This is a genomic window from Streptacidiphilus sp. MAP12-33, assembly GCF_041261265.1.
In the GTDB taxonomy this organism is placed as follows: domain Bacteria; phylum Actinomycetota; class Actinomycetes; order Streptomycetales; family Streptomycetaceae; genus Streptacidiphilus.
Genome location: NZ_JBGCCA010000043.1, coordinates 33,743 through 59,650, shown reverse-complemented (window position 1 = coordinate 59,650; position 25,908 = coordinate 33,743). Strand labels below are relative to the sequence as shown.

Genomic DNA, 25,908 nt, shown 5'->3' with positions numbered 1-25,908 from the left:
GCCGTCTTCCGTGCAGATGAGCCCATTGATCGGTACCTGGCGAGCCTAGGAGCACGACGACAGGTGGTGACAGTTCACCCATGTGAGGCTTCTGGGGAGAAGTGGTGCAGGTCAGACCCGCCTGTCGTGGCGCGGTGGCGGGACGGCGTGGTGCCGAACGTCGCGCGGAAGGCCTCGATGAACGCGCTCGGCGTCGCGTAGCCGCACGCCGCCGCCGTGGCGGTGACGCTGCGGCCGGCGGCCAGCCGGTCCAGCGCGTGGTGCAGCCGCAGGCGGGTGCGCCACTGCGGGAAGGTGAGGCCGGTCTCGGCGCGGAAGAGGCGGCTGAGGGTGCGTTCGCTCGCGCCGACGGCCGCGCCGAGCTCGCCCAGCGACCGTGGGTCGGCGGGATCGCGGTGCAGCAGCGCGGCGACGGCCCGCAGGCGGTCGTCGACGGGCGCGGGCAGGTGCAGCGAGAGTCGCTCCGCTCGGGCCAGTTGGTCGGCGGCGGCCTGTTGCAGCGTGGCGCGCTGGGCGTCGGTGTAGCCGGGTCCCGGCTCGGCCAGGGCGGCGACCAGCTCGTGCAGCAGGGGGGTCACCACCAGCACGGCGGGCTGGGCGCCGCCGACAGGGTCGACCGACGCGGGGAAGGAGATCGAGCGCATCCGGGTGGGCGTGCGGGCCAGGTGCGCGTGGTCGGTGAGGGCGGGGATCCACACCGCGCGCTGCGGCGGAACCACCCAGCTGCCCGCCCTGGTCTCCACCTGGAGCAGCCCGCTGCCGGGATGGATCAGCTGGTGCCGGTCGTGGTGGTGCCACTCGATGCGCTCGTGGCTCGCCAGCCACTGCAACGTCGGCCCGGGCAGCTCCAGCTGCGGCGTGGGCCCCTCGGCGGGCGGCACGCGCGGCGTGCTCGGGGATTGGCGGTTCGACGACATATGGCGGCAGGATATCGAAAGCCCGCAGGGCAGGCCCGCGGCCAGGCTGGTGGCCATGACCTCCACCCTCGAGTCGACCCTCCCGGCCGTGCCCGTGGCCTCGCCCTGGCGGCGGATGCGCGTGTGGGGCGCGGCCCACGCCGTCGACGACCTCTACCAGGGCCTGGTTCCCGCCGCCGTCCCCTACTTCGTGCTGGACCGCCACTACGGCTACCTCGCCGCCACCGGGCTCACCCTCGCCGCCACCCTGGGCAGCGCCGTCCCGCAGCCGTTCCTCGGTGTCGCCGTGGACCGGTTCCGGCTGCCGTGGCTCGCGGGCGTGGGGGTCGGTCTCGCGGGGATCGGGCTGGGACTGGCCGGGCTGGCCGGGCCGTACCCGGCCGTGTGGTTCCTGGTCCTGCTCTCCGGCCTCGGGGTCGCGATGTTCCACCCGGCCGCGGGCAAGGCGGCCCGTGCGGACGCGGGGGACAGTGCGGCGGCGATGAGCGTGTTCGCGGCCGGCGGCAGCGTCGGCTTCTTCCTCGCGCCGGTGCTGGCCACGCCCGCGCTGGCGGCGTGGGGTGTCGGCGCGACCGTGCTCTTCCTGCCGCCCGCCGTGCTGATGGCCTTCGTGCTGCTGGCCCGGGCCCGTCGCGCCCGGGCGGTGCCGGGGCGGACCGGGGTGGCGGTCGGCACGGACCGATGGGGGCCGTTCGCGGTGCTGACCGGTGTGGAGGTGCTGCGTTCGGTGACCTTCTTCGGGCTGAGCACCTTCGTCGAGCTCTACTGGCTGCGCGATCTGCACGCCTCACGGGCCCTGGCCGGAGCGGCGCTCACCTGCTTCCTCGCGGGCGGTGTGGCGGGCACGCTGACGGGCGGCCGGCTGGCCGACCGCTGGGGCATGGTCCGCACGATCCAGTGCGGCACCGCCCTGGTGCTGCCCTTCCTCACCGCGCTGCTGCTGGCACCGGGCGCGTGGGCGCCGCTGCTGTTCGCGCTGCTGACGGGGGCCGCGCTGAACGTGCCGTTCGCGGTGCTGGTCAAACTCGGCCAGGACTACCTGCCGACGCGCCCCGGCACCGCCGCCGGGGTCACCCTGGGGCTCGCCGTCAGCGTCGGCGGGCTGATCGCTCCCGTGCTCGGGCTGATCGCCGAGGCCCACGGGCCCGGTGGCGCGCTGCTCGCGCTCTGCGTGGTGCCGCCGGCCGCGCTGCTGCTCGGACTGCTGCTGCCCGAGCCCGGCCGTCAGGCCCGGGGCGGCTGCTCGGAGCCGCAGTAGCGGCACTTGCTCGCCGCCGCCGGGATGTCCTCGGACAGGCACGCCGGGCAGGTCTTCGCGGGCGTCGGGTCACCGAAGACGGTGACCCCGCGACGGGCCTGCACGTGCTTGTAGGGGATGATGATCATGAAGTAGACGATCGCCATGAAGACCACGAAGTAGATGATCGCCGAGATGAACTCGCCGAGGTTCAGGTAGGTCGCGGCGTTGCCCGGGCGTCCGAGCTGCCAGCCCAGCCCCATTGACCCCTTGCCCTGGAGTCTGGCGATGATCGGGTTGATCACGAAGTCGGTGAACGCCTTGATGAGCGTGCTGAACGCCAGGGCCACGATCAGGCCGATGGCGACCACGACCACGTCGCCCCGCATCAGGAAGTTCTTGAATCCTCGCAACATGCTGGGGGTCCTTCCCAGATGAGCGGACTATCTCACTCCGGTTAGCTCGAACGGCGTAGTGGGATTTCCGTGCGTGCTTGGCAAGGCGGACTGTCGCGATATATCGTGAGCGCGTGAGTGTGTCGCAGGAGCGAGGGGGCGAGCGGATGCCGGGCGAGATCGTCACCGTGGGCGGGGCGGCCCTCAAGGCCGCGCACGCCGACCGGGAGGCCGCGATCGAGCGGCTGCGCGTCGCCGCCGCCGAGGGGCGGCTGACCGGCGCGGAGCTGGAGGAGCGCGTCGAGGCGGCCCTCGGCGCGCGCACCTTCGGCGATCTGGCCGTGCTCACGGCCGACCTTCCCGAGGCCGAGGATGCCACGGCGGTGATCCACCAGGTCACCGGCAAGGTGCGCCGCGAGGGTGCCTGGGAGGTGCCGGCCCTGCTGGAGGTCCGCCCGGCCTGGTGCGACGTCACGCTCGACTTCACCCAGGCGCGGATCGTCCACCCGACGCTCCACCTCGCCCTCGACATGAAGGGCGGCGCGCTGCGCCTGCTCACCCGGCCGGGCATCGTGGTCGACGCGAGCGCGCTCACGCTCCAGTTCGCCAAGGCGCGGCTGCGCCCGGAGGCGCTGCCATCAGCCGAGGGGCCGTCCGAGCCGCTGCTGCGGATCCGGCTCACGGGCGCGCTGCACTTCGGCAAGGTCGTCGCCCGCCCGGCCCGCCGCCTGGGGCGCAGGTAGGGCGGGGCAGTCACTCTCCGCGTTCCTGGTCCACCGTCAACTCGACCGATGGGGTGAATCCACGCCCTGTCGTCGATCTTGGCGGCGCGTCGTCCAGTCGCTCCTTCGCCCGGCACAGCAGGGTCGGTCGGGTCATTGGACGGAGCGAAGGGGAGTGTTGTGTCGAGGAGCGGCCTGCTGCGGCGTTCGACGGTCAGGGTGGTCGGTGCGCTGGCGCTGACAGCCCTTGCGACGGGGATCGGGGTCGCGGCTCCCGCAGCGGCGTCCGGAGGGGACTACGGGCACTTCGAGCTCGGCGCGGGGACGCTCACCTTCCCCGTGCAGGGCTTTCCGCAGGCGACCTTCGCCACGACGAGCACCGGCCCCTCGACGCCCAGCGGGAACAGCACGTACCTGAACGCCTCGACGCCGTTCGGTGCGGAGTTCGGCAGCTCCAAGGCCCACGACTACCTGCTGTTCCGCACCGCTCGTGGCGGCGCGCCCTCCCTCACCACCGTGACCTTCGACTCCCCGGCCCCGGCCGGACGTTGGGGCTTCGCGCTCGGCGACATCGACGCGGACCGGGTGCACATCACCGCCGTGGACGAGCACGGCGCGCCCGTGCCGGACGCCGAGCTCGGCTGGGAGGGCGCCTTCAACTACTGCGAGCACACCCCGCGTCCCGGCAGCTGCACCCGGCCGCCGTTCACCGACACGCCGGTGTGGCACTCCGGATCGAGCACACTGACCGGCCACGTCGCCGACACCGACGGTGCGGCCGGCTGGTTCCGGCCCAGGGTGCCGATCCACTCGATCACCTTCGAGTTCTCGGTGCAGTCCGGCATTCCCGTCGGCCAGCTGTGGATGGCGGCGCTGCCCGGTCCGGAGCCGACGCCCTCGCCCACCGTGCCGACGCCGGTGCCGCGGCCGATCCCGGTCAGCGAGCGGGTCGAGCTGCCGGCCGGCGCCCACTCCGCGATCATCCCGATCCCGGTGGTCGACGGCCTGCCCGCGACCCACGTTGTCGTGGAGAAGCAGCCGGTCCACGGCACGGTCGACCTCCACGGGACCAAGCTGGTCTACCACCCCGAGCCCGGCTGCCCGCGCGGCGGCACGGACCACCTCACCTACCGGGCCCACAACCGTAAGGGGCAGACGGCCACGCGCCGTGTCCGGATCTCCTACCGGGCCTGCGAACCGCCGACCCTGGCCCCGACCGGGGCGGACGAGCACACGCTGCTCCCCGTCGCCCTCGGCGCGGCAGGCCTGCTCGCGGCCGGTGGTGCCCTGGTGGTCGTGTCGCGACGCCGTAGCGCAGCCCGTCGCGCCGAGGGCGACTGACCCGGATCGCTGGGCGCGTTCCCACGGCACCCCTCTTGACGGGAGACGTCTCCGAGCTATTGGATGTGCGACCAATAGCCAGGTCGCCCCCCGGGGGCTTGACGGTTCGGAGAACTCCCCATGGCTCCTACCACGTCCGCTCGCACGAACGAGCCACCCGGCGCGACCCTGCACACTGGTGGAGTGGAGGCGCACGGCATCGACGTCATTCCCGACGGCGAACGCCATGGTCGCCCTCGGGAACTCTTCGGTGTCTGGGCCGCGCCCAACGTCAGCTATCTGAGCCTGGTCGTCGGCGGGGCGCTGAACCTGATGGGCCTCGGCCTCTGGCAGGCGATGGCCGTCGTGGTCGTCGGGAACCTCTTCTGGGTGCTGGTCGGTCTCATAGCCGTCAGCGGGTCCGCCTCGGGGACGCCCAGCGAGGTGATCATGCGGTCGATGTTCGGCGTCCGCGGCAACCGCGCCAACATCCTGATCACCGGCTGGTTCGCCTCCGTCTGCTATCTCGCGCTGAACTGGGCCGCAGGCTGCCTCGCCGCCTTCGCCCTCGCCGACGAGGCGGGCGTGCACCCGGACACCCTGCTCAAGGTCGTGATCATCATCGCGGTCGCCGCCGCGACCCTCGCGATCAGCGTCTACGGCCACGCCATGATCGTGAAGCTGTACCTGCCCTTCACCATCGCGCTGACCGCGGTCTTCGTCGTCCTGGCCGGCTACGTGCTGCACCGTGCCGACTGGCACTACCACCCCGAGCAGCCCCTGCACGGCAGCGCCCTGCTCGCCGCCGTCGCGGGCGGGCTCGCGCTCGTCGCCTCCGCGCCGCTGTCCTACAACAACAGCGCCGACTTCGCCCGCTACCTGCCGCGCGACACCAAGCCCGGCGCCATCGCCGGCTGGACCTTCCTCGGCGCCTACGTCCCGAGCGTGCTGTTCACCGGGCTCGGCGTGCTGGCCGGGACCGCGCTCGACATGACCGACCCGCAGAGCGCGCTGGAGTCGATCATCCCCGGCTGGTTCAAGCCCGCCTTCCTGCTGGCCATCGTGCTCTCCGCGATCGCCAACAACGCGATGACGGCCTACAGCTCGGGCCTCGCCCTCCAGGCCGTCGGCCTGAGGATCCGCCGCTCCCGCAGCGTCGCGCTCGACGGCACCCTCGGCGTCGCGCTCACGCTCTACGCGCTGCTGGTCTCGAACTTCCTCACCACCGTCAACAGCATGCTCCAGCTGATGGTGGCGCTGATGGGCCCGACCATGGCGATCTACGCCGTGGACGTGCTGTGGCGACGCAACCGCTACGACGGCCACGAGCTCAGCGACGAGACGCGCGGCGGGCCGTTCTGGTACCGGGGCGGCGTCAACTGGGCGGGCGCGGTCGCCCTCGTCGTCAGCGCCGTCGCGGCCGCTCTCTGCGTCGACACCGAGTCCTTCACCGGGCCGATCGCGAAGGCGCTGAACGGCACCGACCTGTCCCTGCCGGTCGGCATGGGCCTCGGCGCGGCCATCTACCTGCTGATGATGCGCGGCCGTCGCGCCTGATCTTCCCCTGCCGTCCTCCCTCCCACCGAGGAGCAGCACCGCCATGCCCACGCCCACGGTCTTCCGTTCCCCCGCTGCCGAGCCAGGTGAGCGCGGACTGCTCCTCGGCCGGACCTTCCCGGACCGCATCCGTGCCACCTGCGACTTCTACGACACGCTCTTCGCCGCCACCGGCGCCGCACCCGGCGAGGTGCGCGAGCTCGCGCTGACCGCCCTCGCCCACATCGGCGCTGCCGCGCCCGCGGTCGCGGAGGAGATCGACGGCATCGCCCGCGGCGCGCGGCTGCCCGTCGAGCGGATCGCCGCGCTGAACGCCCGCACCGAGATCCTCGGCCGCTTCGGCCGCCAGCACCCGGAGTGCTCCACCGTCGTCCACGCTCCCGCCGACGGCCGGCCCCCGGTCACCACCCAGACCTGGGACTGGCACGACGACATGGGCGACGGCTGGTTCGTCTGGCACATCGAGCACCCTGACGGCCGCAGCGTCCGGACCGTCACCGAGTACGGCATCGTCGGCAAGATCGGCGTGAACGCGGCCGGACTGGGCCTGCACTTCAATATCCTCGCCCACGCCTCCGACGGCGCCGCGTCACCGGAGGGCTGGCTGCCCGTCCACGTCCTGGCCCGGCACGTGCTCGACACCTGCGAGAGCCTCGACGAGGCAGTACGCCTCGCGATGGCGACGCCCGTGGCCGCCTCCAGCTCGCTGACGCTCGCCGCCTTCGAGGACGGCCGCGCCCGGGCCGGGACGGTCGAGCTGAGCCCGTCCGCCCCTGCCCTGCTGGAGCCCGGCGCGGACGGCTACCTGCTGCGCACCAACCACTTCGTCGACCCCACCCTCGCCACCGGCGAGGCCCTGGCGACGGAGGACCCGGACACCTGCCACCGCCTCGCCGCCCTCCACACCCGCACCGCCGCCCGGCCGACCCCGGACGCCCCGGCCCTGCTGGACACCCTCACCCACCACCTCGCCGACGGCGCCGCCCTGTGCTGCCACGCGGACCCCGCCGCGGAGCTCGGCAGGCGCTGGGAGACCCTGGCCACGGTCTCCATCGACGTCGTCTCCTCCCGCCTCTTGGTCCACGCGGGCGGCCCGTGTACCGCCCACGCCACACAGTGGACGGTGGTCTGACCGATTCGGCCTCCGGGCGGGCTGCGGCGACTGGATTGAACGGCGAGCGCGCCGAGCAGTTGGGAGTTCTGTCATGACAGACGCCTCGCCCCGCCCGTTGGAGCGGCGGATCGCCGACGCGCGGGCCCGGTTCGACGCCGACATCGACGCGTGGGTGTCCACCAGTGGTGCGGCCGGACCGTATCTGGTTCCGCTGTCCTACGACTGGGACGGCGTGAGCTTCGTGCTCAGTACTCTGCCGGGGTCCGTCACCGCGCGGAACATCGCCGAGAACGGGCAGGTCCGGCTGGCCTTCGGACGCACCCGGGACGTGGTCATGGTCGAGGGCACGGCGCGGCTGATCCCCGTGGCGGAGATCGAGGGCGGGGTCGCCGACGCCTACGCCGCCCACACCGACTGGGACCCGCGTGAGCAGAAGGAGGAGTACGCCTGGTTCCGCGTCACCCCGGTGCGGATCCAGGCCTGGCGGGAGGCCGACGAGCTGCGCGGCCGCGATCTGATGAAGCGGGGCGCCTGGCTGGGCTGACAAGCCCTACCGTGGTGATCGTGAGCGACGACGAGAGTTTCCGTTGGGAGCGGCTGGACGCGCTCCGCGCCAGAACCAGCATGAAGTGGCGGGCCCACCCGTCGGACGTGCTGCCGGTCTGGGTCGCCGAGATGGACTGCGCGCTCGCGCCGCCCGTCGCGCGGGCGCTGGGCGAGGCCGTCGCGCGCGGGGACACCGGCTACCCCTCCGGGGCCGGCTACGCCGAGGCCCTCGCGGGCTTCGCCCGCGCGCGGTGGGGCTGGGACGGCGTCGCCGTCGAGCGGACCGCGCCCGTGCCGGACGTGATGCGCGGGATCGTGGAGATGCTCGGCCCGGTGACCGCGCCCGGTGACACCGTGGTCGTGAACTGCCCGGTCTACCCGCCGTTCTACGACTTCGTCAGGAACAGCGGCCGCAGCGTCCTGGAGGCGCCGCTCGGCGAGGACCTGCGGATCGACTTCGGCGTTCTCAAGGACGCCTTCCGGCGGGCGACGGCGGGTGGCGCGCGCGCCGCGTACCTGCTGTGCAGCCCGCACAACCCGACCGGGACCGTCCACACCCGCGAGGAGCTGGAGACGGTCGCGGCCCTCGCGGAGGCGTTCGGGGTCCGGGTCGTCGTCGACGAGATCCACGCGCCGCTGGTCACCGGACCGGACGCGTTCGTGCCCTACCTGAGTGTGCGCGGCGCGGAGAGCGGGCTGAGCCTGATGTCCGCGTCCAAGGCGTGGAACCTGGCCGGCCTGAAGGCCGCGCTCGCCGTCGCGGGCGAGGGCGCGGCGGCGGATCTGGCCCGGATTCCTCCTCAGGTCCGCGACGGGGTGAGCCACTTCGGGGTCATCGCCCACAGCGCCGCGCTGCGCGAGGGCGCCGCATGGCTGGACGCGTTGCTGCCCGAGCTGGCGGCGAACCGCGCGCTGCTGGTGCGGCTGCTCGCGGAGCGCCTGCCGCAGGTGCGCTACCGCCCGGGCCCGGGCACCTACCTCGCCTGGCTCGACTGCCGAGAGCTCGGCCTGGGCGAGGACCCGGCGGCGGTCTTCCTGGAGCGAGGCCGGGTCGCCCTCAGCGGTGGGCTCCCCTTCGGCACCGGCGGCGCGGGCCACGCCCGCTTCAACCTGGCGACCGGCCCCGAGCTCATCGAGGAGGCGGTCCACCGGATGGCCGCCGCGCTCTGACGGCGCCTCGCCGGGCCTCAGAACAGGCCTGGCTGCTCTCCGGGTCCCGCCACGCGAGGCACGGCCACGGTGAGCGCCGAGAACTCCGCGCCGGGCTCCGCCCGTGCGACCGCCCAGCCGGTCAGCAGCCGTGTGTCCAGCAGCACCAGGCCGCGCGACGGCACCGCGAGATACAGGTCGCCCGCGATCCGGCAGACGACGCGGCCGCTCACCACGTCGCCCGGACGCAGCGGCGCCACCGCCGTGTCCGGGCGCAGGCCCGCCGCCGGGAGGCCGTAGACGGCGCAGTGGTCCACGACCTCGGTGGTGAGGAGGCGCGCCTGGCCCTCGGGCCAGGCCAGGGACTGGGTGCGCGTCAGGTCCTCCCGCAGCGTGGCCGCCCGCTCCTCCTCGGTTCCGGGCGAGGTACGGGCGACGCGCTTGCGGACGGTGGAGACCCGGTCCGGCAGCCCGAGCGCGAGGCCGAGCAGGTGCTCGACGCGGCGCGCGGACGGCAGCGTGCCCTCCGAGAGGAACACCGAGGCCAGCGCGCCCTGTTCGAGAAGGCGGGCGATGCCGCGCTGCGCTGCGGTGATGCCGACCTTGACGCCCGCCGTGCCGTGGTGGGCGAGGTAGACCGCGTAGGGGCGCGGGTCGTCGAGCAGCGTGTCCGCGGCCACGGAGTACTGCCGGTCCAGCCGCGCGCACGGACCGCACCGCGCGCTGCGCGAGGCGGGGTCCAGCGGCTCGTCCGTCCCGCAGGGAATCCGCCGCCCTGCCCGCCACAGCCCGACGCACCGCCGCTCCGCGCCCACGGCGAACGCGGGTTCGGCGCCGAGCGGCAGCGCCCCGCCGCGCTCCGCCGCGCTCCCGGGCGCCCACCACTCCAGCTCCGCCTCGCCGCCCCGCCACTTCAGCCCGGCCGCCCGCCACACCGAGCCCGCCGAGCCCGCCGAGTCGGCCGCCTTCCCGCTCCCGTCCATCCGTGTGCGCACCTCTCCACCCTGCCAGGCGGGTCCGACAACGGACCGGCAGACGTCTTACGGGAGGGCACGGGTGAGCCAGACGATCTCGCCCTTCTCCTCCTCGACGGTCACGTGGTGCCGTGCGAAGTCCAGCTTCTCCAGCACCCGGAACGACGGGGTGTTCCACGCGCCCACGGTGGCCCAGAGCCGGGTGCGGCCGGTCGCCGTCGCCGCCCCCACCACGGCGCGGGCCGCCTCGGTGGCGTAGCCGTGGCCGTGTGTCCGCTGGAGCAACTCGTACGCGATCTCCGGCTCCTCGGCGCTGGAGCGGCCCACGATCAGGCCGCAGTAGCCGACGAACTCGCCGGTCTCGCGGAGCTGTATCCGCAGCAGGGCGAACCCGGTCTCCGCCGTCCTCGCCTGTCCCTGCGCGATCCATTCGCGGACGCGCTCCAGGGTCGAGCGGCCGGTGCCGCGTTCGGCGTGCAGGTCGAGCAGTTCCTGCGCGTCCGTCTCGGCCCAGGGCCGCAGTCTCAGTCGCTCGGTCTCCAGGTGCAGAGGCATGGGTGCGTAGGCGGTCGTCATGATCCCACTCTGCCTCAGTGGTGGTGCCCGTGGTGTCCGTGGTGCTCGTGGTCCGTGCCGTGGTCCGTCGCGGCATGGTCCATGCCGCCGTGGTCCATGGTGGCCGGAGCGTCCGGGGCGCCGCCCATCATGGCGAGCATCGCCCGGCCGCCGGTGCGCAGGAAGCGGATCACCAGTGCCGCCGTCAGCAGCAGGAAGGCGATGTTGAGGAAGGTCGTGTAGTTCCAGCTGACCCCCTCCATGGGGATCTTCGCCTGGGACTGGTCGGGCACCAGCCCGAGCCCGCCGAAGACGAGCTCGATCGCGTAGCCCGCGACGACCATGGCCAGGTAGAACGTGCCGGCCAGGTAGAGCGCCATGCGCGTCCCGTAGTACTTCCGGTAGATGTTCAGGATCGGCAGGATCAGCAGGTCCGCGAAGATGAAGGCGACCACGCCGCCGAAGCTGATGCCGCCCTTCCACAGCACCACCGCCAGCGGCACGTTGCCGATCGAGCAGACGAACGAGACCAGCGCGACGACCGGACCGATCAGCGGGCCCCAGACCTTCGACAGCACGGGGTGTCCGTCGAAGAAGAAGTGCTGCCAGAACGAGTCCGGCACCCAGGCGGCGATCGCGCCCGCGATCAGCAGGCCGAGCACCAGGTCGCGCAGGATCGCCGCCCACTCCATCACGAAGACGTGGGAGACCGAGGTCCAGCCGCGCCGCGAGAGCAGGCGCCGCCAGAAGGAGCCCCCGCCGGTGACGGACATGTCCATCGCCGCGTGCCCCTCCATCGAGCCGGCGACACCGCGTTCGGCCTGCTCGCGGGCCTCGCCGAGCAGCCTGGCCCGCAGGGTGAGCCGGAACAGCAGGGCCAGGACCACGATCATGACCGGTCCGCCCGCGAACTCGGCGAGGGTGAACTGCCAGCCCATCAGCAGCGCCAGGATCACCCCGAGTTCGACGACGAGATTGGTGGAGGCGATCTCGAACGCCATCGCCGCCGTGAAGTTCGCGCCCTTGCGGAACAGCGAGCGGGCCAGCGCCACGGCGGCGTAGGAGCAGGACGAGGACGCCATGCCGAGCAGGGAGGAGACGGCGAGCGTGCGCGGCCTGTCGTCGCCCATCAGCCGGGCCACCGTCTCCTTGCGCACCACCGCCTGGACGATCGCCGAGAGCAGGAAGCCGAGGATCAGTGCCCAGGTGATCTCCCAGGTCATCGATCCGGCGATGGCCAGCGCGTGTCCCACCGCGTGCAGCACCGACATGATGTGATCATCTCCGCTGGAGCGTTCGTGTGCGAGCGCCTTCAGATATACCCCATGGGGGTATGCCTCGCAAGCGTTCGGGTGATCTCGCGGCGCGGGTCCCGCGGATCGAGCGGGGCGCGGATCAGGCTGGGGTCGTGGCCACGGAGCGCGTCCGGGTCTGCCCGGCGTCGTGGCGTGCCTCGAGGAGGCCCACGTGGAGATCCTGCTGCTGGCGTCCGGATTCAACAGCCTCACCCAGCGTGTCTTCGCCGCGCTGCGCGACCGCGGACACAGCGTCGCCGTCGAGCTCGCCCTCGGCGACGACGCCGCCCTGCGCGCCGCCCTCGCCCGCCTGGGCCCGGACCTCGTCATCGCCCCGATGCTCAAGCGCGCCATCCCCGCGGACGTCTGGTCCTCCGTCACCTGCCTGGTCGTGCATCCCGGACCGCTCGGCGACCGCGGCCCGTCCTCGCTCGACCGTGCCGTCCAGGAGGGGCGCTCAGCCTGGGGCGTGACCGTCCTGCAGGCCGAGGCCGAGATGGACGCGGGCCCGGTCTGGGCGAGCGTGGAGTGCGAGCTGCCGCCGCGCGGCAAGAGCGACCTGTACCGGGGCGAGGTCGCGGACGCGGCGCTGGAGGCGGTGTTGCTGGCGGTCGACCGCTGCGCCTCCGGCACCTACGAACCCCTCTCCCAGGACACGCCGCAGATCCGCGCACGCGTCGCGACCCGGCCCCTGCTGCGCCAGGAGGAACGCCGGATCGACTGGCAGCGCGACACCACCGCCGAGGTGCTGCACCGCCTCCGCGCCGCCGACTCGCAGCCGGGAGTGCTCGACGAGATCGGCGGGGTGGAGTGGTTCCTGCACGGCGGCCACGAGGAGGACCGGCTGCGCGGCACACCCGGCGAGCTGCTGGCCGCCCGCACCGGGGCCGTCTGCCGCGCCACCGTCGACGGGGCGGTCTGGATCCCGCAGCTGCGCGCCCGGCGCCGCCCCGGCGGCCCGCCGCCGTTCGCGCTGCCCGCCACGCTCGCACTCGCCCACGCGGCGCGCGGCCGCCCGGAACGCCGGCTCCCGCCGCTGCCCGAGGCGCCGGCGGCGCTCGAACTCGGCCCGGAGCGCCGCACCTGGAGCGACATCCGCTACCAGGAGGTGGGCGAGGTCGGACTGCTCTGGTTCGCCTTTCCCAGCGGTGCGATGAGCACCCATCACTGCCGCCGCCTGCTCGCCGCCTACCGCGAGGCCTGCCGCCGGCCCACCTCCGTCCTGGTCCTGGGCAGCCCGCGGGACTTCTTCGGCAACGGCATCCACCTGAACGTGATCGAGGCGGCGCCTGATCCGGCCGCCGAGTCCTGGGCCAACATCAACGCGATCGACGACGTCGTCGAGGCGGTGCTGACCACGACGGACCGGCTGGTCGTCGCGGCGCTCGGCGGCAACGCGGCCGCGGGCGGGGTGATGCTCGCCCAGGCCGCGGACGAGGTGTGGTGCCGCCGAGGTGTCGTGCTGAACCCGCACTACCGCCTGATGGGCCTGTCGGGGTCCGAGTACTGGACGTACTCATTGCCGCGCCGCGTCGGCCCGGCGGAGGCCGCGCGGATGCTGGACGCGGCCCTGCCCGTGGGCGCCGAACGCGCGCTCGACCTCGGGCTGGTCGACCGGATCCTCGGGTGCGCGCCGCAGGACTTCGCCGGGGCCGTCATCCGCTCGGCCCAGCGGCTCGCCGCGAGCTCCGGCAGCCAGGCCAGGGCGGCCCGCAAGAAGGCCGATCTGGACCGCCGTCAGGCCGAGAAACCGCTCCACGCCTACCGGGAAGAAGAGCTGGCCAGGATGCACGCCATCTTCTTCGACCAGGACCACCCGTACCACGCCCTGCGCCGCGCGTTCGTGCGCAAGGAGCCGCCGGTGACGACGCCGGAGCACCTGCGCGCCTACCACCGGTCGGCCGTGTCCACGTCACCCTGACGGCGGGACGTCGACGCGCGCCACGGCGTGGCGCGCGCTATCCAGGAGGCAGGACGCCGTTGTCTGGCTCCGTAGCGAACTTCCCCTTTGGAGGCATCCATGTCGGATGCGCAGACGAACACCGCCACGGCGGGCCCCGGGGCCGAGGACGAGGCCCCGATCCACATTCTCTGGATCAACGCAGGACTGAGCTGTGACGGCGACTCCGTCTCCCTGACCGCCGCCACCCAGCCGAGCATCGAGGAGATCGCGCTGTCGGCGCTCCCCGGGCTCCCGAAGATCGCCGTCCACTGGCCGCTGATCGACTTCGAGTGCGGTCCGGTCGGCGGCGCCGACACGTTCATCGAGTGGTTCTTCAAGGCCGACCGCGGCGAACTCGAGCCGTTCGTGCTGGTCGTCGAGGGGTCGATCCCCAACGAGGCGATCAAGCCCGAGGGTTACTGGTGCGGCTTCGGCGACGACCCGAACACCGGCCAACCCATCACCACCAGCGAGTGGCTGGACCGGCTCGCCCCCAAGGCGCTGGCGGTCGTGGCCATCGGCACCTGCGCCACCTACGGCGGCATCCACGCCATGGAGGGCAACCCCACCGGCGCCATGGGTGTGCCCGACTACCTCGGCTGGGACTGGAAGTCCAAGGCCGGCATCCCGATCGTCTGCGTACCGGGCTGCCCGATCCAGCCGGACAACTTCGCCGAGACCCTCACCTACCTGCTCTACATGGCCACCGGCGCCGCGCCGATGATCCCGCTGGACGACAAGCTGCGTCCCACCTGGCTCTTCGGCGCCACCGTGCACGAGGGCTGCGACCGCGCCGGCTACTACGAGCAGGGCGAGTTCGCCACCACCTACGACTCGCCCAAGTGCCTGGTCAAGCTGGGCTGCTGGGGGCCGGTCGTGCACTGCAACGTGCCCAAGCGCGGCTGGATGGACGGCGTCGGCGGTTGTCCGAACGTCGGCGGCATCTGCATCGCCTGCACCATGCCGGGCTTCCCGGACAAGTTCATGCCGTTCATGGACGAGCCCCCCGGCGGCAAGATCTCCGCCACCGCCAGCGGCATCTACGGCGCGGCCATCCGCCGCCTGCGCGCCGTGACCATGAAGACGGTGGACCAGGAGCCCAAGTGGCGGCACAAGGGCCGGGAACTGACCACGGGTTACCAGAAGCCCTGGTAACAGCACGTCAACGAACCTGAACCGACCGACGAGGAAAGAAGCGCACACCACCATGGCCGCAGACGGACTGCTGGAGATGTCCTGGGACCCGATCACCCGGATCGTGGGAAGCCTGGGCATCCACACGAAGATCGACTTCAAGCAGAAGCGGGTCGCCGAGTGCTACAGCACCTCGTCCGTCTTCCGCGGCTACAGCGTCTTCATGCGCGGCAAGGATCCGCGCGACGCCCACTTCATCACCAGCCGCATCTGCGGCATCTGCGGTGACAACCACGCCACCTGCTCGGTGTACGCGCAGAACATGGCCTACGGCGTGAAGCCGCCGCACCTGGGGGAGTGGCTGATCAACCTCGGCGAGTCCGCCGAGTACATGTTCGACCACAACATCTTCCAGGAGAACCTGGTCGGGGTCGACTACTGCGAGAAGATGGTCCGCGAGACCAACCCCGGCGTGCTGGAGCTGGCCGAACGCACCGAGGCCCCGCACGCCGGCGACCACGGCTACCGCACCATCGCCGACATCATGCGCTCGCTCAACCCGCTGGAGGGCGAGTTCTACCGCGAGGCCCTCCAGGTCTCGCGCTACACCCGCGAGATGTTCTGTCTCATGGAGGGGCGCCACGTGCACCCCTCCACCCTCTACCCGGGCGGTGTCGGCACCGTCGCCTCCGTCCAGCTGATGACCGACTACATGAGCCGGCTGATGCGCTACGTCGAGTTCATGAAGCGTGTCGTGCCGCTCCACGACGACCTCTTCGACTTCTTCTACGAGGCACTGCCCGGCTACGAGGAGGTCGGCCGCCGCCGGGTCCTGCTGGGCTGTTGGGGCGCGCTGAACGACCCCGAGTACTGCGACTTCACCTACCGCAACATGACCGACTGGGGTCGGCGGATGTTCGTCACCCCCGGCGTGGTGGTCGACGGCAAGCTGGTCACCAACGACCTGACCCAGATCAACCTGGGCATCCGGATCCTGCTCGGCAGCTCCTACTACCAGGACTGGGAGGGCCAGGAGCAGTTCGTCACCCACGACCCGCTCGGCAACCCGGTCGACCCGCGCCACCCGTGGAACCAGCACACCATCCCCGCGCCGCAGAAGCGCAACTTCGACGACAAGTACAGCTGGGTCATGTCCCCGCGCTGGTTCGACGGCAAGGACCACCTGGCCCTCGACACCGGCGGCGGCCCGATCGCCCGCCTGTGGTCCACCGCCCTGTCCGGCCTGGTCGACATCGGCTACGTCAAGGCCACCGGGCACAGCGTGATCATCAACCTGCCCCGGACGCTCACCAAGCCGGAGACCACCTTCGAGTGGAAGATCCCGCAGTGGAGCAACGCGCTGGAGCGCAACCGGGCGCGCACCTACTTCCAGGCCTACGCGGCCGGCGTCGCCCTGCACGCCGCCGAGAAGGCGCTCGTGGAGATCCGTGCCGGACGCACCTCGACCTGGGAGAAGTTCGAGGTGCCGGACGAGTCCATCGGCTGCGGCTTCACCGAGGCCGTGCGCGGCGTGCTCTCGCACCACATGGTCATCCGCGACGGCAAGATCGCCAACTACCACCCCTACCCGCCGACGCCGTGGAACGCCTCCGTCCGCGACAGCTACGGCACGCCCGGCCCCTACGAGGACGCGGTGCAGAACACGCCCATCTTCGAGGAGAACCCGCCGGACAGCTTCAAGGGCATCGACATCATGCGCGCCGTGCGCAGCTTCGACCCGTGCCTGCCGTGCGGCGTGCACATGTACGTCGGCAACGGGAAGACGGTGCAGAAGATGCACGTCCCGACGGGCCTGAGCGGCCTGGCCGGATGACGGCGATCCCCGGTACCCCGGTCACCCCGAACGCCGCGAGCACACCGGTCACCCCGCAGCAGACCGCCGCGCGGGTCGAGGAGCTGCTGGACCGCCTCGCGCAGCAGGACCCGGCCGCGGCCGCCACGGCGGAGGAGCTGGTCCGGGCGCTGATGGACTTCTACGGCGCGGGCCTGGCCCGCGCCGTGGGCCTGCTGTCGGGGCGCTCCGGCGCCCCGCTGGGCGCGCTGCTGGACGACGAGGTCACCGCCGGGCTGCTGGTCCTGCACGACCTGCATCCGGACGACCTGCCGACGCGGGTGGGGCGCGCGCTGCGCGGCGCGGACGCGGGCACCCTGGACATCGTCGAACTCGACGAGCAGCAGGGCAGGTTGACGCTCCGCGAGGTCAAGTCCGGTCACGGTTGCGGCTGCGGGAGCACGAACGCCTCGCTTCAGGAGCGGATCGAGGCGTCGCTTTCCTGCTTCGCCCCCGAGATCACCACCGTGGCGATCGCCCCGGCCGACCCGGCCGCACGCGAACCCGCCCTGCTCCAGATCGGCCTCCGCCCGGGCCTGGCGGAGGCCCGATGACCGCCCCGCACCCGGCCGCAGCCGCTGCGCGCAGCGGGCTGCGGCGGTTCACCGGGCCGAGGCCGCCGGCCGTGGAGCGGTGCGAGCTGTGCGCCGCGCCGGTCGCGCCCGAGCACCGCCATCTGGTCGACCTCGACCGGCGGGCGCTCGCCTGCGCCTGCCCCGCGTGTGCCGCGCTGTTCGACCGCGACGGGTCGGGCGGCATCCGGTACCGGGCCGTGCCGCGCCGCTACCTCGCCGATCGCGCGAACCCGCTGGACGAGACGGCCTGGGCGCTGCTGCGCATCCCCATCGGTGTCGCGTTCCTGCTGCACAACTCAGCGATCGGCCAGGTCGTCGCCTGCTTCCCCGGCCCGGCCGGGGTGACCGAGAGCGAGATCGACGCGGACGTGTGGCAGCGGTTCGCCGAGGCCACCCCGCTTGCCGCCGAACTGCGGCCCGACGTCGAGGCACTGCTGGTCCGCCGCACCGGCGGGCACCGCGACTGCCATCTCGTCCCCGTCGACGCCGCCTACGAACTCGTCGGCCGGATGCGGACCTTGTGGCAGGGCTTCGACGGCGGCGCCGAGGCGAACGCCGCGCTCGACGCGTTCTTCGCCGACGTGGCCCGGCAGTCCCGCGCGCTCGCCCCGGCCAAGGGGGCAGGTACGTGAACGGCAGCGGCCTCGACTTCGCCTGTGTCGGCGTGCGCGCCGAACCCTACGCCGCCGGGCCGACGCTGGTCTTCCGGCTGCGGATCACCGCCCACGGCGAGGACCGGCGCGTCCACGCGATCGCGCTGCGCTGCCAGTTCCGTGTCGAGCCGGCGCGGCGCCGCTACGACGACACCGAGGCGGCCGCGCTCGGGGACCTGTTCGGGGAACGCGAGCGCTGGGGCCGCAGCCTCAACCCGATGCAGTTCGCACAGGCCTCCGTCGTCGTCCCCGGATTCGACGGCAGCACCGAGATCGACCTGCCGGTGCCGTGCAGCTACGACACCGACATCGCCGCGACCCGCTACTGCGAGGCCCTCGCCGACGGCGAGGTGCCCCTGCTGCTGCTCTTCTCCGGCACCGCCTTCCGCGGCCCCGGCGGCTTCCGGGTCGAACCGGTGCCGTGGAACAAGGAGGCCGTCTGCCGGATGCCGGTGGCGGTGTGGCGGGAGATGATCGACCAGCACTTCCCCGGCTGCGGCTGGCTGCGCCTGCCGCGCGAGGTGCTGGACGCGCTGCGCGCCTACCGCTCCCGCAACGCGTTGCCGTCGTGGGAGGCCGCGATCGAGCGGCTGCTCGACCTGCCCGAGGCCCGTGCGGACGTAGAGGCCCGTGCGGACATCCGGGCGGACGTCCGTGCCGACGGGCGACTGCTGACCTCCGAGGGGAGTCCCACGTGACCACCGCCGTCCACGGCCCCTGTTTCGCGACCGCGCGCGAGGTCGCCGACGCCGTGCTCTACGAGGGGTACGTCCTCTACCCGTACCGCGCCTCCTCGGCCAAGAACCGGATGCGGTGGCAGTTCGGCGTGCTGGTGCCGCCCGCCTACGGCCTGGACGTCGGCGAACACGCCTGGCACCGCACCGAGTGCCTCGCCGAACCCCGCGCCGGCGCCGAACTCGTGGTCGAGGTGCGGTTCCTGCACGCCCAGCGGCGCACCGTCCAGCGGGTCGAGGCCGACCGCTCCTACCGCACGGTGGAGTGCCTGGAGTTGCCGGACCGGGTGCTCGTGCCGTGGGACGAGGGCGTCGAGGCGGCCGTGGAGTTCACGGTGCCCGTCGCGGAGCTGTGCGGGCAGGGCGCACAGGGCATGGCCCTGCCGTTCCGGCGCCCGGCGGCCGAGGAGGTCGAGGAGATCCGCGACCCCGCGGGCCGCACCGTGGGCCGCCTGGAGCGGCGTCGCGAGCGCGTCGACGGCGTGCTGCGCCTGACGGCGGTCGAACTGCCCGGCCCCTACCGGGTGCTGCGGCTGAGCGCGGTCCTGGAGAACACCGGCGAGTGGAGCCCCGGCGTCGGCCGGGCCGCCGGCCGGGAGGCGGCGCTGCCGCACGCCCTGCTCTCCGCGCACCTGTTGTTCGGCCTGACGGACGGCTCGTTCGTCTCGATGACCGACCCGCCCGAGTGGGCCGCCACGGCGGTGGCCGAGTGCCGCAACGAGCGCACCTGGCCGGTACTGGCCGGCACCGACGGCCGTGCGGACGTGGTGCTCTCCTCCCCGATCATCCTGGAGGACCACCCCAGGATCGCCCCCGAGAGCTGCGGCGCCCTCTACGACGCCACCGAGATCGACGAGATCCTCGCCCTGCGCACGGCCGCCCTCACCGACCAGGAGAAGCGCGAGGCGCGCGGCACCGACGACCGCGCCGCCGCCGTCGTCGACCTCGCCGACTCGCTGCCGCCGGAGATCTGGGAACGCCTGCACGGCGCGGTCCGCTCGCTGCGCGAAGTCGCCGACGGGCCACCGGTCCTGGTCACCCCCGGTGAGGAGGAGCGGGCACTGGAGGACCTGATGACGCCGCAGCTGCCGTGGTGGGATCCGGCGGCGGACCGCAGCGTCGACCCCGGCACCGACCGGGTCCTGATCGACGGCACGGCCGTGCGGGCCGGCAGCCGGGTGCGGCTGCGTCCCGGCAGGCGGCGCTCCGACGCCCAGGACCTGTTCCTGACCGACGCCCCGGCGCTGGTCGAGGCAGTCCTCCACGACGTCGACGGGCTGGTCCACCTGGCCGTCACCCTCGACGACGACCCGGGCGCGGACCTGCGCCGGGCCCAGGGCCGGTTCCTCTACTTCCAGCCAGACGAGGTGGTCCCGGTGGAGGAAGGATGAGCGAGCACGAGCGCGCGGGCCGGGTGCTGGTCGCCGGGCTCGGCAACCTCTTCCTCTCCGACGACGCCTTCGGCGTCGAGGCGGTCCGCCGCCTCGCCCGACACGAACTGCCGCCCGGAGTCGAGGTGGTGGACATCGGCGTGCGCGGCGTCCACCTGGCCTACCAGCTGCTGGACGGCTACGACACCGTCGTGCTGCTCGACGCCACCGCCCAGGGCGGCGTGCCGGGCACGGTCTACCTCGTCGACCACGCCGAGATCGTCGCGGACGCGGCGGTGATCGACGGCCACCGGATGACCCCCGACGCCGTCCTCGCGCTGCTCGGCACGCTCAGCGTCGGCACCGGCGGCAGCAGGCCGCACCGCGTCGTCGTGGTCGGCTGCGAACCGGCCTCCCTGGAGGAGGGCATCGGGCTGTCCGAGCCGGTGGCCGCCTCCCTCGACGAGGCCGTGGCCGTCGTCCTGCGCGTGCTCGACGAGGCCACCGCGCCGGCCCACCCACCGATCACGACCTGAACCGACCGAGGAGGTGCACATGTTCAAACTCTTCTGCGGGATGACGCTGGTCGCGTTGGCCGGGATCGTCGCGGCCAACCTGCCGGACATCAAGCGGTACCTGCGCATGCGCTCCATGTGAGCGGCCAAACGGTGGACGCGGCGGCGTGGCGGGGCCCGGAGCTCCGCCCGCCGCTCTGTAATGGGAAGGCCGTCGGCGTCTCGTCGCGGCGTCAGGAGAGCGCGATGCACGAGATGTCGATCGCCCTGGCCGTGGTCGGCCAGGTGGAGACGGCGGCGCGCGCGGTGGCCGGGGAGGACGCCGATCCGCCCGGCGCCCGCTCCGTCACCCTCAGGGTCGGCGAACTGGCCGGTGTGGTGCCGGACTCGCTCCGCTTCTGCTTCGAACTCGCGTGCGCCGACACGTTGCTGGCCGGCGCCGAGCTGCGGACCGAACACGTGCCGGGCGCGGCCCGCTGCGAACCCTGCGGCGCCGACTGGGCCACCGGGCTGCCGCCCGACCTGTGCTGCCCGCGCTGCGGCGGCGGGGCGAGCGAGCTGACCGCCGGTCGCGAGCTGGAGATCGCCGAGGTGCGCTGGTCCCGGCCCGCGTGCACGGCACCATCGATGGAGGACTGACGCCCGTGTGCCGTGTGACCGATCTCCAGCAGGCCGTGCTCGCCAAGAACGACGACCGCGCGGACGAGCTGCGCGGCCGGCTGGCGGCTCGCGGCACCACCGTCGTCAACCTCCTCTCCAGCCCCGGCAGCGGCAAGACCGCGCTGCTGGAGGCGGAGCTCACGCTGGCGGTCGAGCGCGGCGTCCCCGTCGCCGCGCTCACCGCCGACCTCGCCACCGAGAACGACGCGACCCGGCTGGGGCGCTCCGGTGCCCCGGTCAAGCAGGTCCTCACGGACGGGCTGTGCCACCTGGAGGCGGACATGCTCGCCGCCCACCTGGACGGCTGGCTGCCCGAGGCGACGCGGCTGCTCTTCGTCGAGAACGTCGGCAACCTCGTCTGCCCGGCCTCCTACGACCTCGGCGAGACGCTGCGGGTGGCGCTGGCCTCGGTCACCGAGGGGGAGGACAAGCCGCTCAAGTACCCGAGCGCGTTCGGCCTCGCGCACCTGGTCGTGGTCACCAAGGCCGACCTCGCCGAGGCCGTCGAGTTCGACCGGGACGGCTTCCTGGCCAACGTGCGGCAGGTCAACCCGGGGGTCGAGGTGGTGTTCACCTCGGCCCGCCGCGGGCAGGGCCTGGGCGTCCTGCTGGACCGCGCGCTGACGGCCCACCAGCACGGCGGCCCGGCGCACCGGCCGGTGATGGCCACCGGGCCGCACGGCCACAGCCACAGCCACAGCCATGGGCACACGCACACGCACCGCGACACCGTGCCCGAGCACACCCACTGAGACGCCGCACCACCGGACCACCGAGCCACCGAGGCCGCCATGACCGCTCCGACCGCCGATCCCGCCGAGCGGCGCCGCGTCACCGTGGCGGGCGTGGTGCAGGGCGTCGGCTTCCGCCCCTACGTCTTCGGCCTCGCGCGCGAGTTGCGCCTCACCGGGTACGTCACCAACACCGCCGAGGGCGTCGTCGCCGAGGTCGAGGGCGTGGGGGCGGCCGTGGCGGCGTTCTGCGCCCGGCTGGGGCCGGAGGCGCCTCCGCTCGCGGTCGTGCAGTCCGTCCACCACGAACCGGTGGCGCCGCGCGGGGACCCGGCGTTCACCATCGCCGCCTCCCGGGCCGGGGGAGAGCGCCGCACACTGGTCTCCCCCGACACCGCCACCTGCGCCGCCTGCCTGGCCGAGCTGCGCGACCGCCGCGACCGGCGCCACCGGCACCCCTTCGTCACCTGCACCCACTGCGGACCCCGGTTCACCATCGTCACCGGCCTGCCCTACGACCGGGCGAACACCACGATGGCGGGCTTCCCGATGTGCGCGCAGTGCGCGCGGGAGTACACCGACCCGGCCGACCGCCGCTTCCACGCCCAGCCGGTCGCGTGCCACGACTGCGGCCCGCGCCTGCGCCTGCTCGTCGACGCCCCCGACGGGCCCGTCGAGCGGACCGGGGATCCGATCGCGGCCGCGCGGCGGCTGCTCGCGCAGGGGGCGATCCTCGCGGTCAAGGGCCTCGGCGGCTACCACCTGGCCTGCGACGCGGCCAACGCCGACGCCGTGGCCGTGCTGCGGCACCGCAAGGCGCGCGGCGCCAAACCGTTCGCCCTGATGGCCGCCGACCCGGACGAGCTGGCCGGGCTCGTCCACCTCGGCGCCGAGGAGCGCGCGCTGCTGACCGGCGCCCGCCGCCCGATCGTGCTGCTGCGTCGCCGCCGTGACCCGGACGCGCGGGCCCGCGCCCTGGTCGCCGCCGAGGTCGCGCCCGGCAGTCCCGACCTCGGCGTGATGCTGCCCTACACCCCGCTGCACCACCTGCTGCTCGGCCTGCCCGGCGATCCGCCCGGCCCGCGCCTGCTCGTGATGACCAGCGGCAACCTCGGCGGCGAGCCCATCGTCACCGACGAGGCCGAGGCGCTGGTCCGGCTCGCGCCGCTCACCGACGCCTGGCTCACCCACGACCGCCCGATCCACGTCCCCTGCGACGACTCGGTGCTGCGCGTCGTCGACGGCGAGGAACTGCTGGTGCGCCGCTCCCGCGGCTACGCGCCCTTCCCCGTCGCGCTGCCGTTCACCGTGGCACCGGCCCTCGCCGTGGGCGGAGACCTGAAGAACACCTTCGCCCTCGGCCGCGACTGTCAGGCCTGGCTTTCCGCGCACATCGGCGACATGGACGACCTCGCCACCCTCGCGGCGTTCGAACGCGCGGAGCGCCAGCTGGAGTCGATCGCCGGGGTCGCGCCCGAGCGGCTGGTCGCGGACCTGCACCCCGGCTACCGCTCCGCCGCCTGGGCGCGCCGTGACGCCGAGGGCCGGCCGGTGCGCACCGTCCAGCACCACCACGCCCACATCGCCGCCGTGCTGGCCGAGAACGGCTGGGAGGAGAGCGCGGGCCCGGTCCTCGGTGTCGCGTTCGACGGCACCGGCTACGGGGTGGACGGCACGGTCTGGGGCGGGGAGGTCCTGCTCGCCGACTACGACGGCTTCCGCCGCCTCGCCCACCTCGCCGAGGCCCCGCTGCCCGGCGGCGACGCGGCCGTCCACCGCCCGTACCGGATGGCTCTCGCCCACCTGCGCGCAGCCGGGCTGCCGTGGACCCCGGAGCTGCCCTGCGTCCAGGCCTGCGCCGAGGACGAACGGCGGGTGCTGGAGCGCCAGTTGGAGCTCGGCCTGAACTGCGTGCCGACATCGAGCGCCGGGCGGCTCTTCGACGCCGTCTCCGCGCTCGCGGGGGTGTGCCGGCTCGCCCGTTACGAGGCCCAGGCCGCCATCGAGCTGGAGGCGGCCGCCTGCGCCTGGGACGGTCCCGTCTCCGAGCCGTATGCGTTCGCCCTGCGGGAGACGGCACCGGAGCCGCTGCTGATCGACCCGGCCCCGATGCTGCGCGCCGTCGTCGCGGACGTCACCGCCGGCGTCCCGGTGCCGCTGGTCGCGGCCCGCTTCCACGCCGGCCTGGCGCTCGCCGTCCGCGAGGTGTGCGGGCACCTGCGCGAGCGGACCGGCGTCGCCACCGTCGCGCTCAGCGGCGGCGTGTTCGCGAACGCCCTGCTGCTGACGGCCTGCCTGCACGGTCTGCGTGCGGACGGCTTCACGGTGCTGCGGCACCGCCTGGTACCGCCCAACGACGGGGGACTGGCCCTCGGTCAGCTCGCCGTCGCGGCCCGGATCTGAACACCCCTGGATAGGAGAGCAACCCATGTGCCTGGCTGTGCCCGGCAAGGTCCTGTCGATCGAGGAACGGGAGGGAACCAGGATGGCGTCGGTCGACTTCGGCGGCGTCGTCAAGGAGGTGTGCCTGGAGTACCTGCCCGACCTGGAGGTCGGCGAGTACACCATCGTCCACGTCGGTTTCGCGCTCCAGCGCCTGGACGAGGAGTCCGCACGGCGGACCCTGGCCCTGTTCGAGGGCCTCGGCCTGCTGGAGGAGGAGTTCGGCGACCAGTGGGAGATCGCCGCGCGGGCGGCCGGCGCCGACGAGCCGGGCGCCGGTCCGGGAGCAGAGGAGGCACGGGCGTGAAGTACCTCGACGAGTTCCGCGACCCGGTGCTGGCCCGCCGCCTGCTGGACGAGATCCACGCGGTGACCACCCGTCCGTGGGCGCTGATGGAGGTCTGCGGCGGGCAGACGCACTCGATCATCCGTCACGGTATCGACCAGCTGCTGCCCGAGCAGGTGGAGCTGATCCACGGCCCCGGCTGTCCCGTCTGCGTGACCCCGCTGGAGACCATCGACAAGGCCCTGGAGATCGCCTCCCGGCCGGGCGTGATCTTCTGCTCCTTCGGCGACATGCTGCGGGTGCCCGGCAGTGACCGCGACCTGTTCCAGGTGCGCAGCCATGGCGGTGACGTGCGCGTCGTCTACTCGCCGCTGGACGCGCTGCGGATCGCCCAGCAGAACCCCGACCGTGAGGTCGTCTTCTTCGGCATCGGCTTCGAGACGACCGCGCCGCCCAACGCCATGACGGTCTACCAGGCCGAGAAGCTGGGCGTGCGGAACTTCTCGATGCTGGTCTCCCACGTCCGGGTCCCTCCGGCCATCGAGGGGCTGATGACCTCGCCGGACTGCCGGGTCCAGGCGTTCCTCGCTGCCGGGCACGTGTGCAGCGTCATGGGGACCGAGGAGTACCCGGAGCTCGCCGAGCGGTTCAGGGTGCCGATCGTCGTCACCGGCTTCGAACCGCTGGACATCCTGGAGGGCGTGCGCCGCGCCGTGCTCCAACTGGAGCGCGGCGAGCACCGGGTGGAGAACGCCTACGAGCGCGCGGTGCGCGACGAGGGGAACCCGGCCGCGCGGCGGATGCTCGCGGACGTCTTCGAGGTCACCGACCGTGCCTGGCGCGGCATCGGCACCATCCCCGGCAGCGGCTGGCGTCTGTCCGAGCGCTACCGGGCCTTCGACGCCGAGCACCGGTTCGAAGTCGGCGCCATCGCGACGCGCGAGCCCGAGGCGTGCCGCAGCGGCGAGGTCCTCCAGGGCCTGCTCAAGCCGCACGAGTGCGAGGCCTTCGGCACGACCTGCACCCCGCGCACCCCGCTGGGCGCGACGATGGTCTCCAGCGAGGGCGCCTGCGCCGCCTACTACCTCTACCGCCGCCTCGGCGGCACGCCCACCGTCCTGCCGACCACTGTGGAGGCGAGCCCCGTTGGCTGACATCGTGGACACCGCCGTCGGCACCGCGCCCGCGGACTTCTCCGGCTTCTCCTGCCCCACCCCGCTGCGCCCCGGCGAA

General features: G+C 73.2%; 25 protein-coding genes. 20 read left to right on the top strand and 5 right to left on the bottom strand.

From position 1 onward, the window contains the following. Positions 1-74: 74 nt before the first annotated feature. Entirely contained in the window at positions 75-917 is an 843-nt protein-coding gene (locus ABH931_RS33745; protein WP_370122071.1) for a helix-turn-helix transcriptional regulator, read from the bottom strand. A 55-nt stretch (positions 918-972) separates the two neighbouring features. On the opposite strand from ABH931_RS33745, the gene ABH931_RS33740 reads away from it, so the two are divergent. Beyond that, positions 973-2,175 carry an MFS transporter gene (locus tag ABH931_RS33740; protein WP_370122068.1) on the top strand — a complete coding sequence of 401 codons (1,203 nt, stop codon included), beginning with the start codon at positions 973-975 and terminating at the stop codon, positions 2,173-2,175. Here ABH931_RS33740 and ABH931_RS33735 read toward each other — a convergent pair. Next, on the bottom strand, positions 2,142-2,570 hold the full coding sequence (locus ABH931_RS33735) for an MscL family protein (RefSeq protein ID WP_370122065.1): 429 nt from the start codon (positions 2,568-2,570) through the stop codon (positions 2,142-2,144). The two genes, ABH931_RS33740 and ABH931_RS33735, sit on opposite strands and share 34 nt — an antisense overlap. A gap of 113 nt (positions 2,571-2,683) precedes the next feature. On the opposite strand from ABH931_RS33735, the gene ABH931_RS33730 reads away from it, so the two are divergent. The 6 genes from ABH931_RS33730 (at position 2,684) to ABH931_RS33705 (ending at position 8,978) form a co-directional block, all read left to right on the top strand. Continuing rightward, positions 2,684-3,292, top strand: coding sequence for a DUF1707 domain-containing protein (locus ABH931_RS33730; protein WP_370122062.1), 609 nt, complete (start codon positions 2,684-2,686; stop codon positions 3,290-3,292). Between the two features lie 159 nt (positions 3,293-3,451). Next, entirely contained in the window at positions 3,452-4,612 is a 1,161-nt protein-coding gene (locus tag ABH931_RS33725; RefSeq protein ID WP_370122060.1) for a hypothetical protein, read from the top strand. Between the two features lie 120 nt (positions 4,613-4,732). Next, positions 4,733-6,148: a cytosine permease gene (locus ABH931_RS33720; protein WP_370122057.1), complete on the top strand. Its 1,416-nt coding sequence runs from the start codon at positions 4,733-4,735 to the stop codon at positions 6,146-6,148. Between the two features lie 43 nt (positions 6,149-6,191). Continuing rightward, positions 6,192-7,280, top strand: coding sequence for a C45 family autoproteolytic acyltransferase/hydolase (locus tag ABH931_RS33715; RefSeq protein ID WP_370122055.1), 1,089 nt, complete (start codon positions 6,192-6,194; stop codon positions 7,278-7,280). 73 nt (positions 7,281-7,353) lie between these two features. Further along, the gene (locus ABH931_RS33710; RefSeq protein ID WP_370122052.1) at positions 7,354-7,806 is read left to right on the top strand and encodes a pyridoxamine 5'-phosphate oxidase family protein; all 453 of its coding nucleotides are present in this window, start codon (positions 7,354-7,356) and stop codon (positions 7,804-7,806) included. An 80-nt stretch (positions 7,807-7,886) separates the two neighbouring features. Beyond that, complete coding sequence (locus ABH931_RS33705) at positions 7,887-8,978, top strand: MalY/PatB family protein (RefSeq protein WP_370122159.1); 1,092 nt, start codon at positions 7,887-7,889, stop codon at positions 8,976-8,978. A gap of 17 nt (positions 8,979-8,995) precedes the next feature. On the opposite strand, the gene ABH931_RS33700 is transcribed toward ABH931_RS33705, so the two are convergent. From ABH931_RS33700 to ABH931_RS33690, 3 genes are read right to left on the bottom strand one after another with little or no spacing between them, the layout of a single operon-like run. Beyond that, a complete protein-coding gene (locus tag ABH931_RS33700; RefSeq protein WP_370122049.1) occupies positions 8,996-9,940 on the bottom strand; it encodes a DUF2797 domain-containing protein in 945 nt (314 codons plus the stop codon). 57 nt (positions 9,941-9,997) lie between these two features. Then, entirely contained in the window at positions 9,998-10,507 is a 510-nt protein-coding gene (locus tag ABH931_RS33695) for a GNAT family N-acetyltransferase (RefSeq protein ID WP_370122047.1), read from the bottom strand. A gap of 14 nt (positions 10,508-10,521) precedes the next feature. After that, positions 10,522-11,748 (bottom strand): permease, encoded by a 1,227-nt coding sequence (locus ABH931_RS33690; RefSeq protein WP_370122156.1) that lies wholly within the window; start codon positions 11,746-11,748, stop codon positions 10,522-10,524. Positions 11,749-11,953: 205 nt separating this feature from the next. Between ABH931_RS33690 and ABH931_RS33685 the strand changes: the two genes are divergently transcribed. The 13 genes from ABH931_RS33685 to hypD all read left to right on the top strand — a co-directional run bounded on the left by ABH931_RS33685 (position 11,954) and on the right by hypD (position 25,829). Further along, positions 11,954-13,702: an enoyl-CoA hydratase-related protein gene (locus ABH931_RS33685; RefSeq protein WP_370122044.1), complete on the top strand. Its 1,749-nt coding sequence runs from the start codon at positions 11,954-11,956 to the stop codon at positions 13,700-13,702. Positions 13,703-13,801: 99 nt separating this feature from the next. Continuing rightward, a complete protein-coding gene (locus ABH931_RS33680; protein ID WP_370122041.1) occupies positions 13,802-14,878 on the top strand; it encodes a hydrogenase expression protein HypE in 1,077 nt (358 codons plus the stop codon). Between the two features lie 52 nt (positions 14,879-14,930). After that, positions 14,931-16,691, top strand: coding sequence for a nickel-dependent hydrogenase large subunit (locus ABH931_RS33675; RefSeq protein WP_370122039.1), 1,761 nt, complete (start codon positions 14,931-14,933; stop codon positions 16,689-16,691). Then, positions 16,688-17,263, top strand: a complete 576-nt coding sequence (locus ABH931_RS33670; RefSeq protein WP_370122036.1) for a hypothetical protein — start codon at positions 16,688-16,690, stop codon at positions 17,261-17,263. Before ABH931_RS33675 ends, ABH931_RS33670 begins: the two co-directional genes overlap by 4 nt. Further along, on the top strand, positions 17,260-17,916 hold the full coding sequence (locus tag ABH931_RS33665; protein WP_370122033.1) for a DUF5947 family protein: 657 nt from the start codon (positions 17,260-17,262) through the stop codon (positions 17,914-17,916). Before ABH931_RS33670 ends, ABH931_RS33665 begins: the two co-directional genes overlap by 4 nt. Next, the gene (locus ABH931_RS33660) at positions 17,913-18,635 is read left to right on the top strand and encodes a DUF6084 family protein (protein WP_370122032.1); all 723 of its coding nucleotides are present in this window, start codon (positions 17,913-17,915) and stop codon (positions 18,633-18,635) included. The genes ABH931_RS33665 and ABH931_RS33660 overlap by 4 nt, the downstream gene beginning before the upstream one ends. Beyond that, the gene (locus tag ABH931_RS33655; protein WP_370122029.1) at positions 18,632-20,062 is read left to right on the top strand and encodes a hypothetical protein; all 1,431 of its coding nucleotides are present in this window, start codon (positions 18,632-18,634) and stop codon (positions 20,060-20,062) included. Before ABH931_RS33660 ends, ABH931_RS33655 begins: the two co-directional genes overlap by 4 nt. Then, positions 20,059-20,577, top strand: coding sequence for a hydrogenase maturation protease (locus tag ABH931_RS33650; protein ID WP_370122026.1), 519 nt, complete (start codon positions 20,059-20,061; stop codon positions 20,575-20,577). The genes ABH931_RS33655 and ABH931_RS33650 overlap by 4 nt, the downstream gene beginning before the upstream one ends. Before the next feature lie 225 nt (positions 20,578-20,802). Further along, entirely contained in the window at positions 20,803-21,195 is a 393-nt protein-coding gene (locus tag ABH931_RS33645) for a hydrogenase maturation nickel metallochaperone HypA (protein ID WP_370122023.1), read from the top strand. 5 nt (positions 21,196-21,200) lie between these two features. After that, positions 21,201-21,968 (top strand): hydrogenase nickel incorporation protein HypB, encoded by a 768-nt coding sequence (gene hypB, locus ABH931_RS33640; protein ID WP_370122020.1) that lies wholly within the window; start codon positions 21,201-21,203, stop codon positions 21,966-21,968. A 39-nt stretch (positions 21,969-22,007) separates the two neighbouring features. Then, positions 22,008-24,350, top strand: coding sequence for a carbamoyltransferase HypF (gene hypF, locus ABH931_RS33635; protein WP_370122017.1), 2,343 nt, complete (start codon positions 22,008-22,010; stop codon positions 24,348-24,350). 25 nt (positions 24,351-24,375) lie between these two features. Further along, positions 24,376-24,696: a HypC/HybG/HupF family hydrogenase formation chaperone gene (locus tag ABH931_RS33630; protein WP_370122014.1), complete on the top strand. Its 321-nt coding sequence runs from the start codon at positions 24,376-24,378 to the stop codon at positions 24,694-24,696. Next, positions 24,693-25,829: a hydrogenase formation protein HypD gene (gene hypD, locus ABH931_RS33625; protein WP_370122012.1), complete on the top strand. Its 1,137-nt coding sequence runs from the start codon at positions 24,693-24,695 to the stop codon at positions 25,827-25,829. The genes ABH931_RS33630 and hypD overlap by 4 nt, the downstream gene beginning before the upstream one ends. Positions 25,830-25,908: the final 79 nt, after the last annotated feature.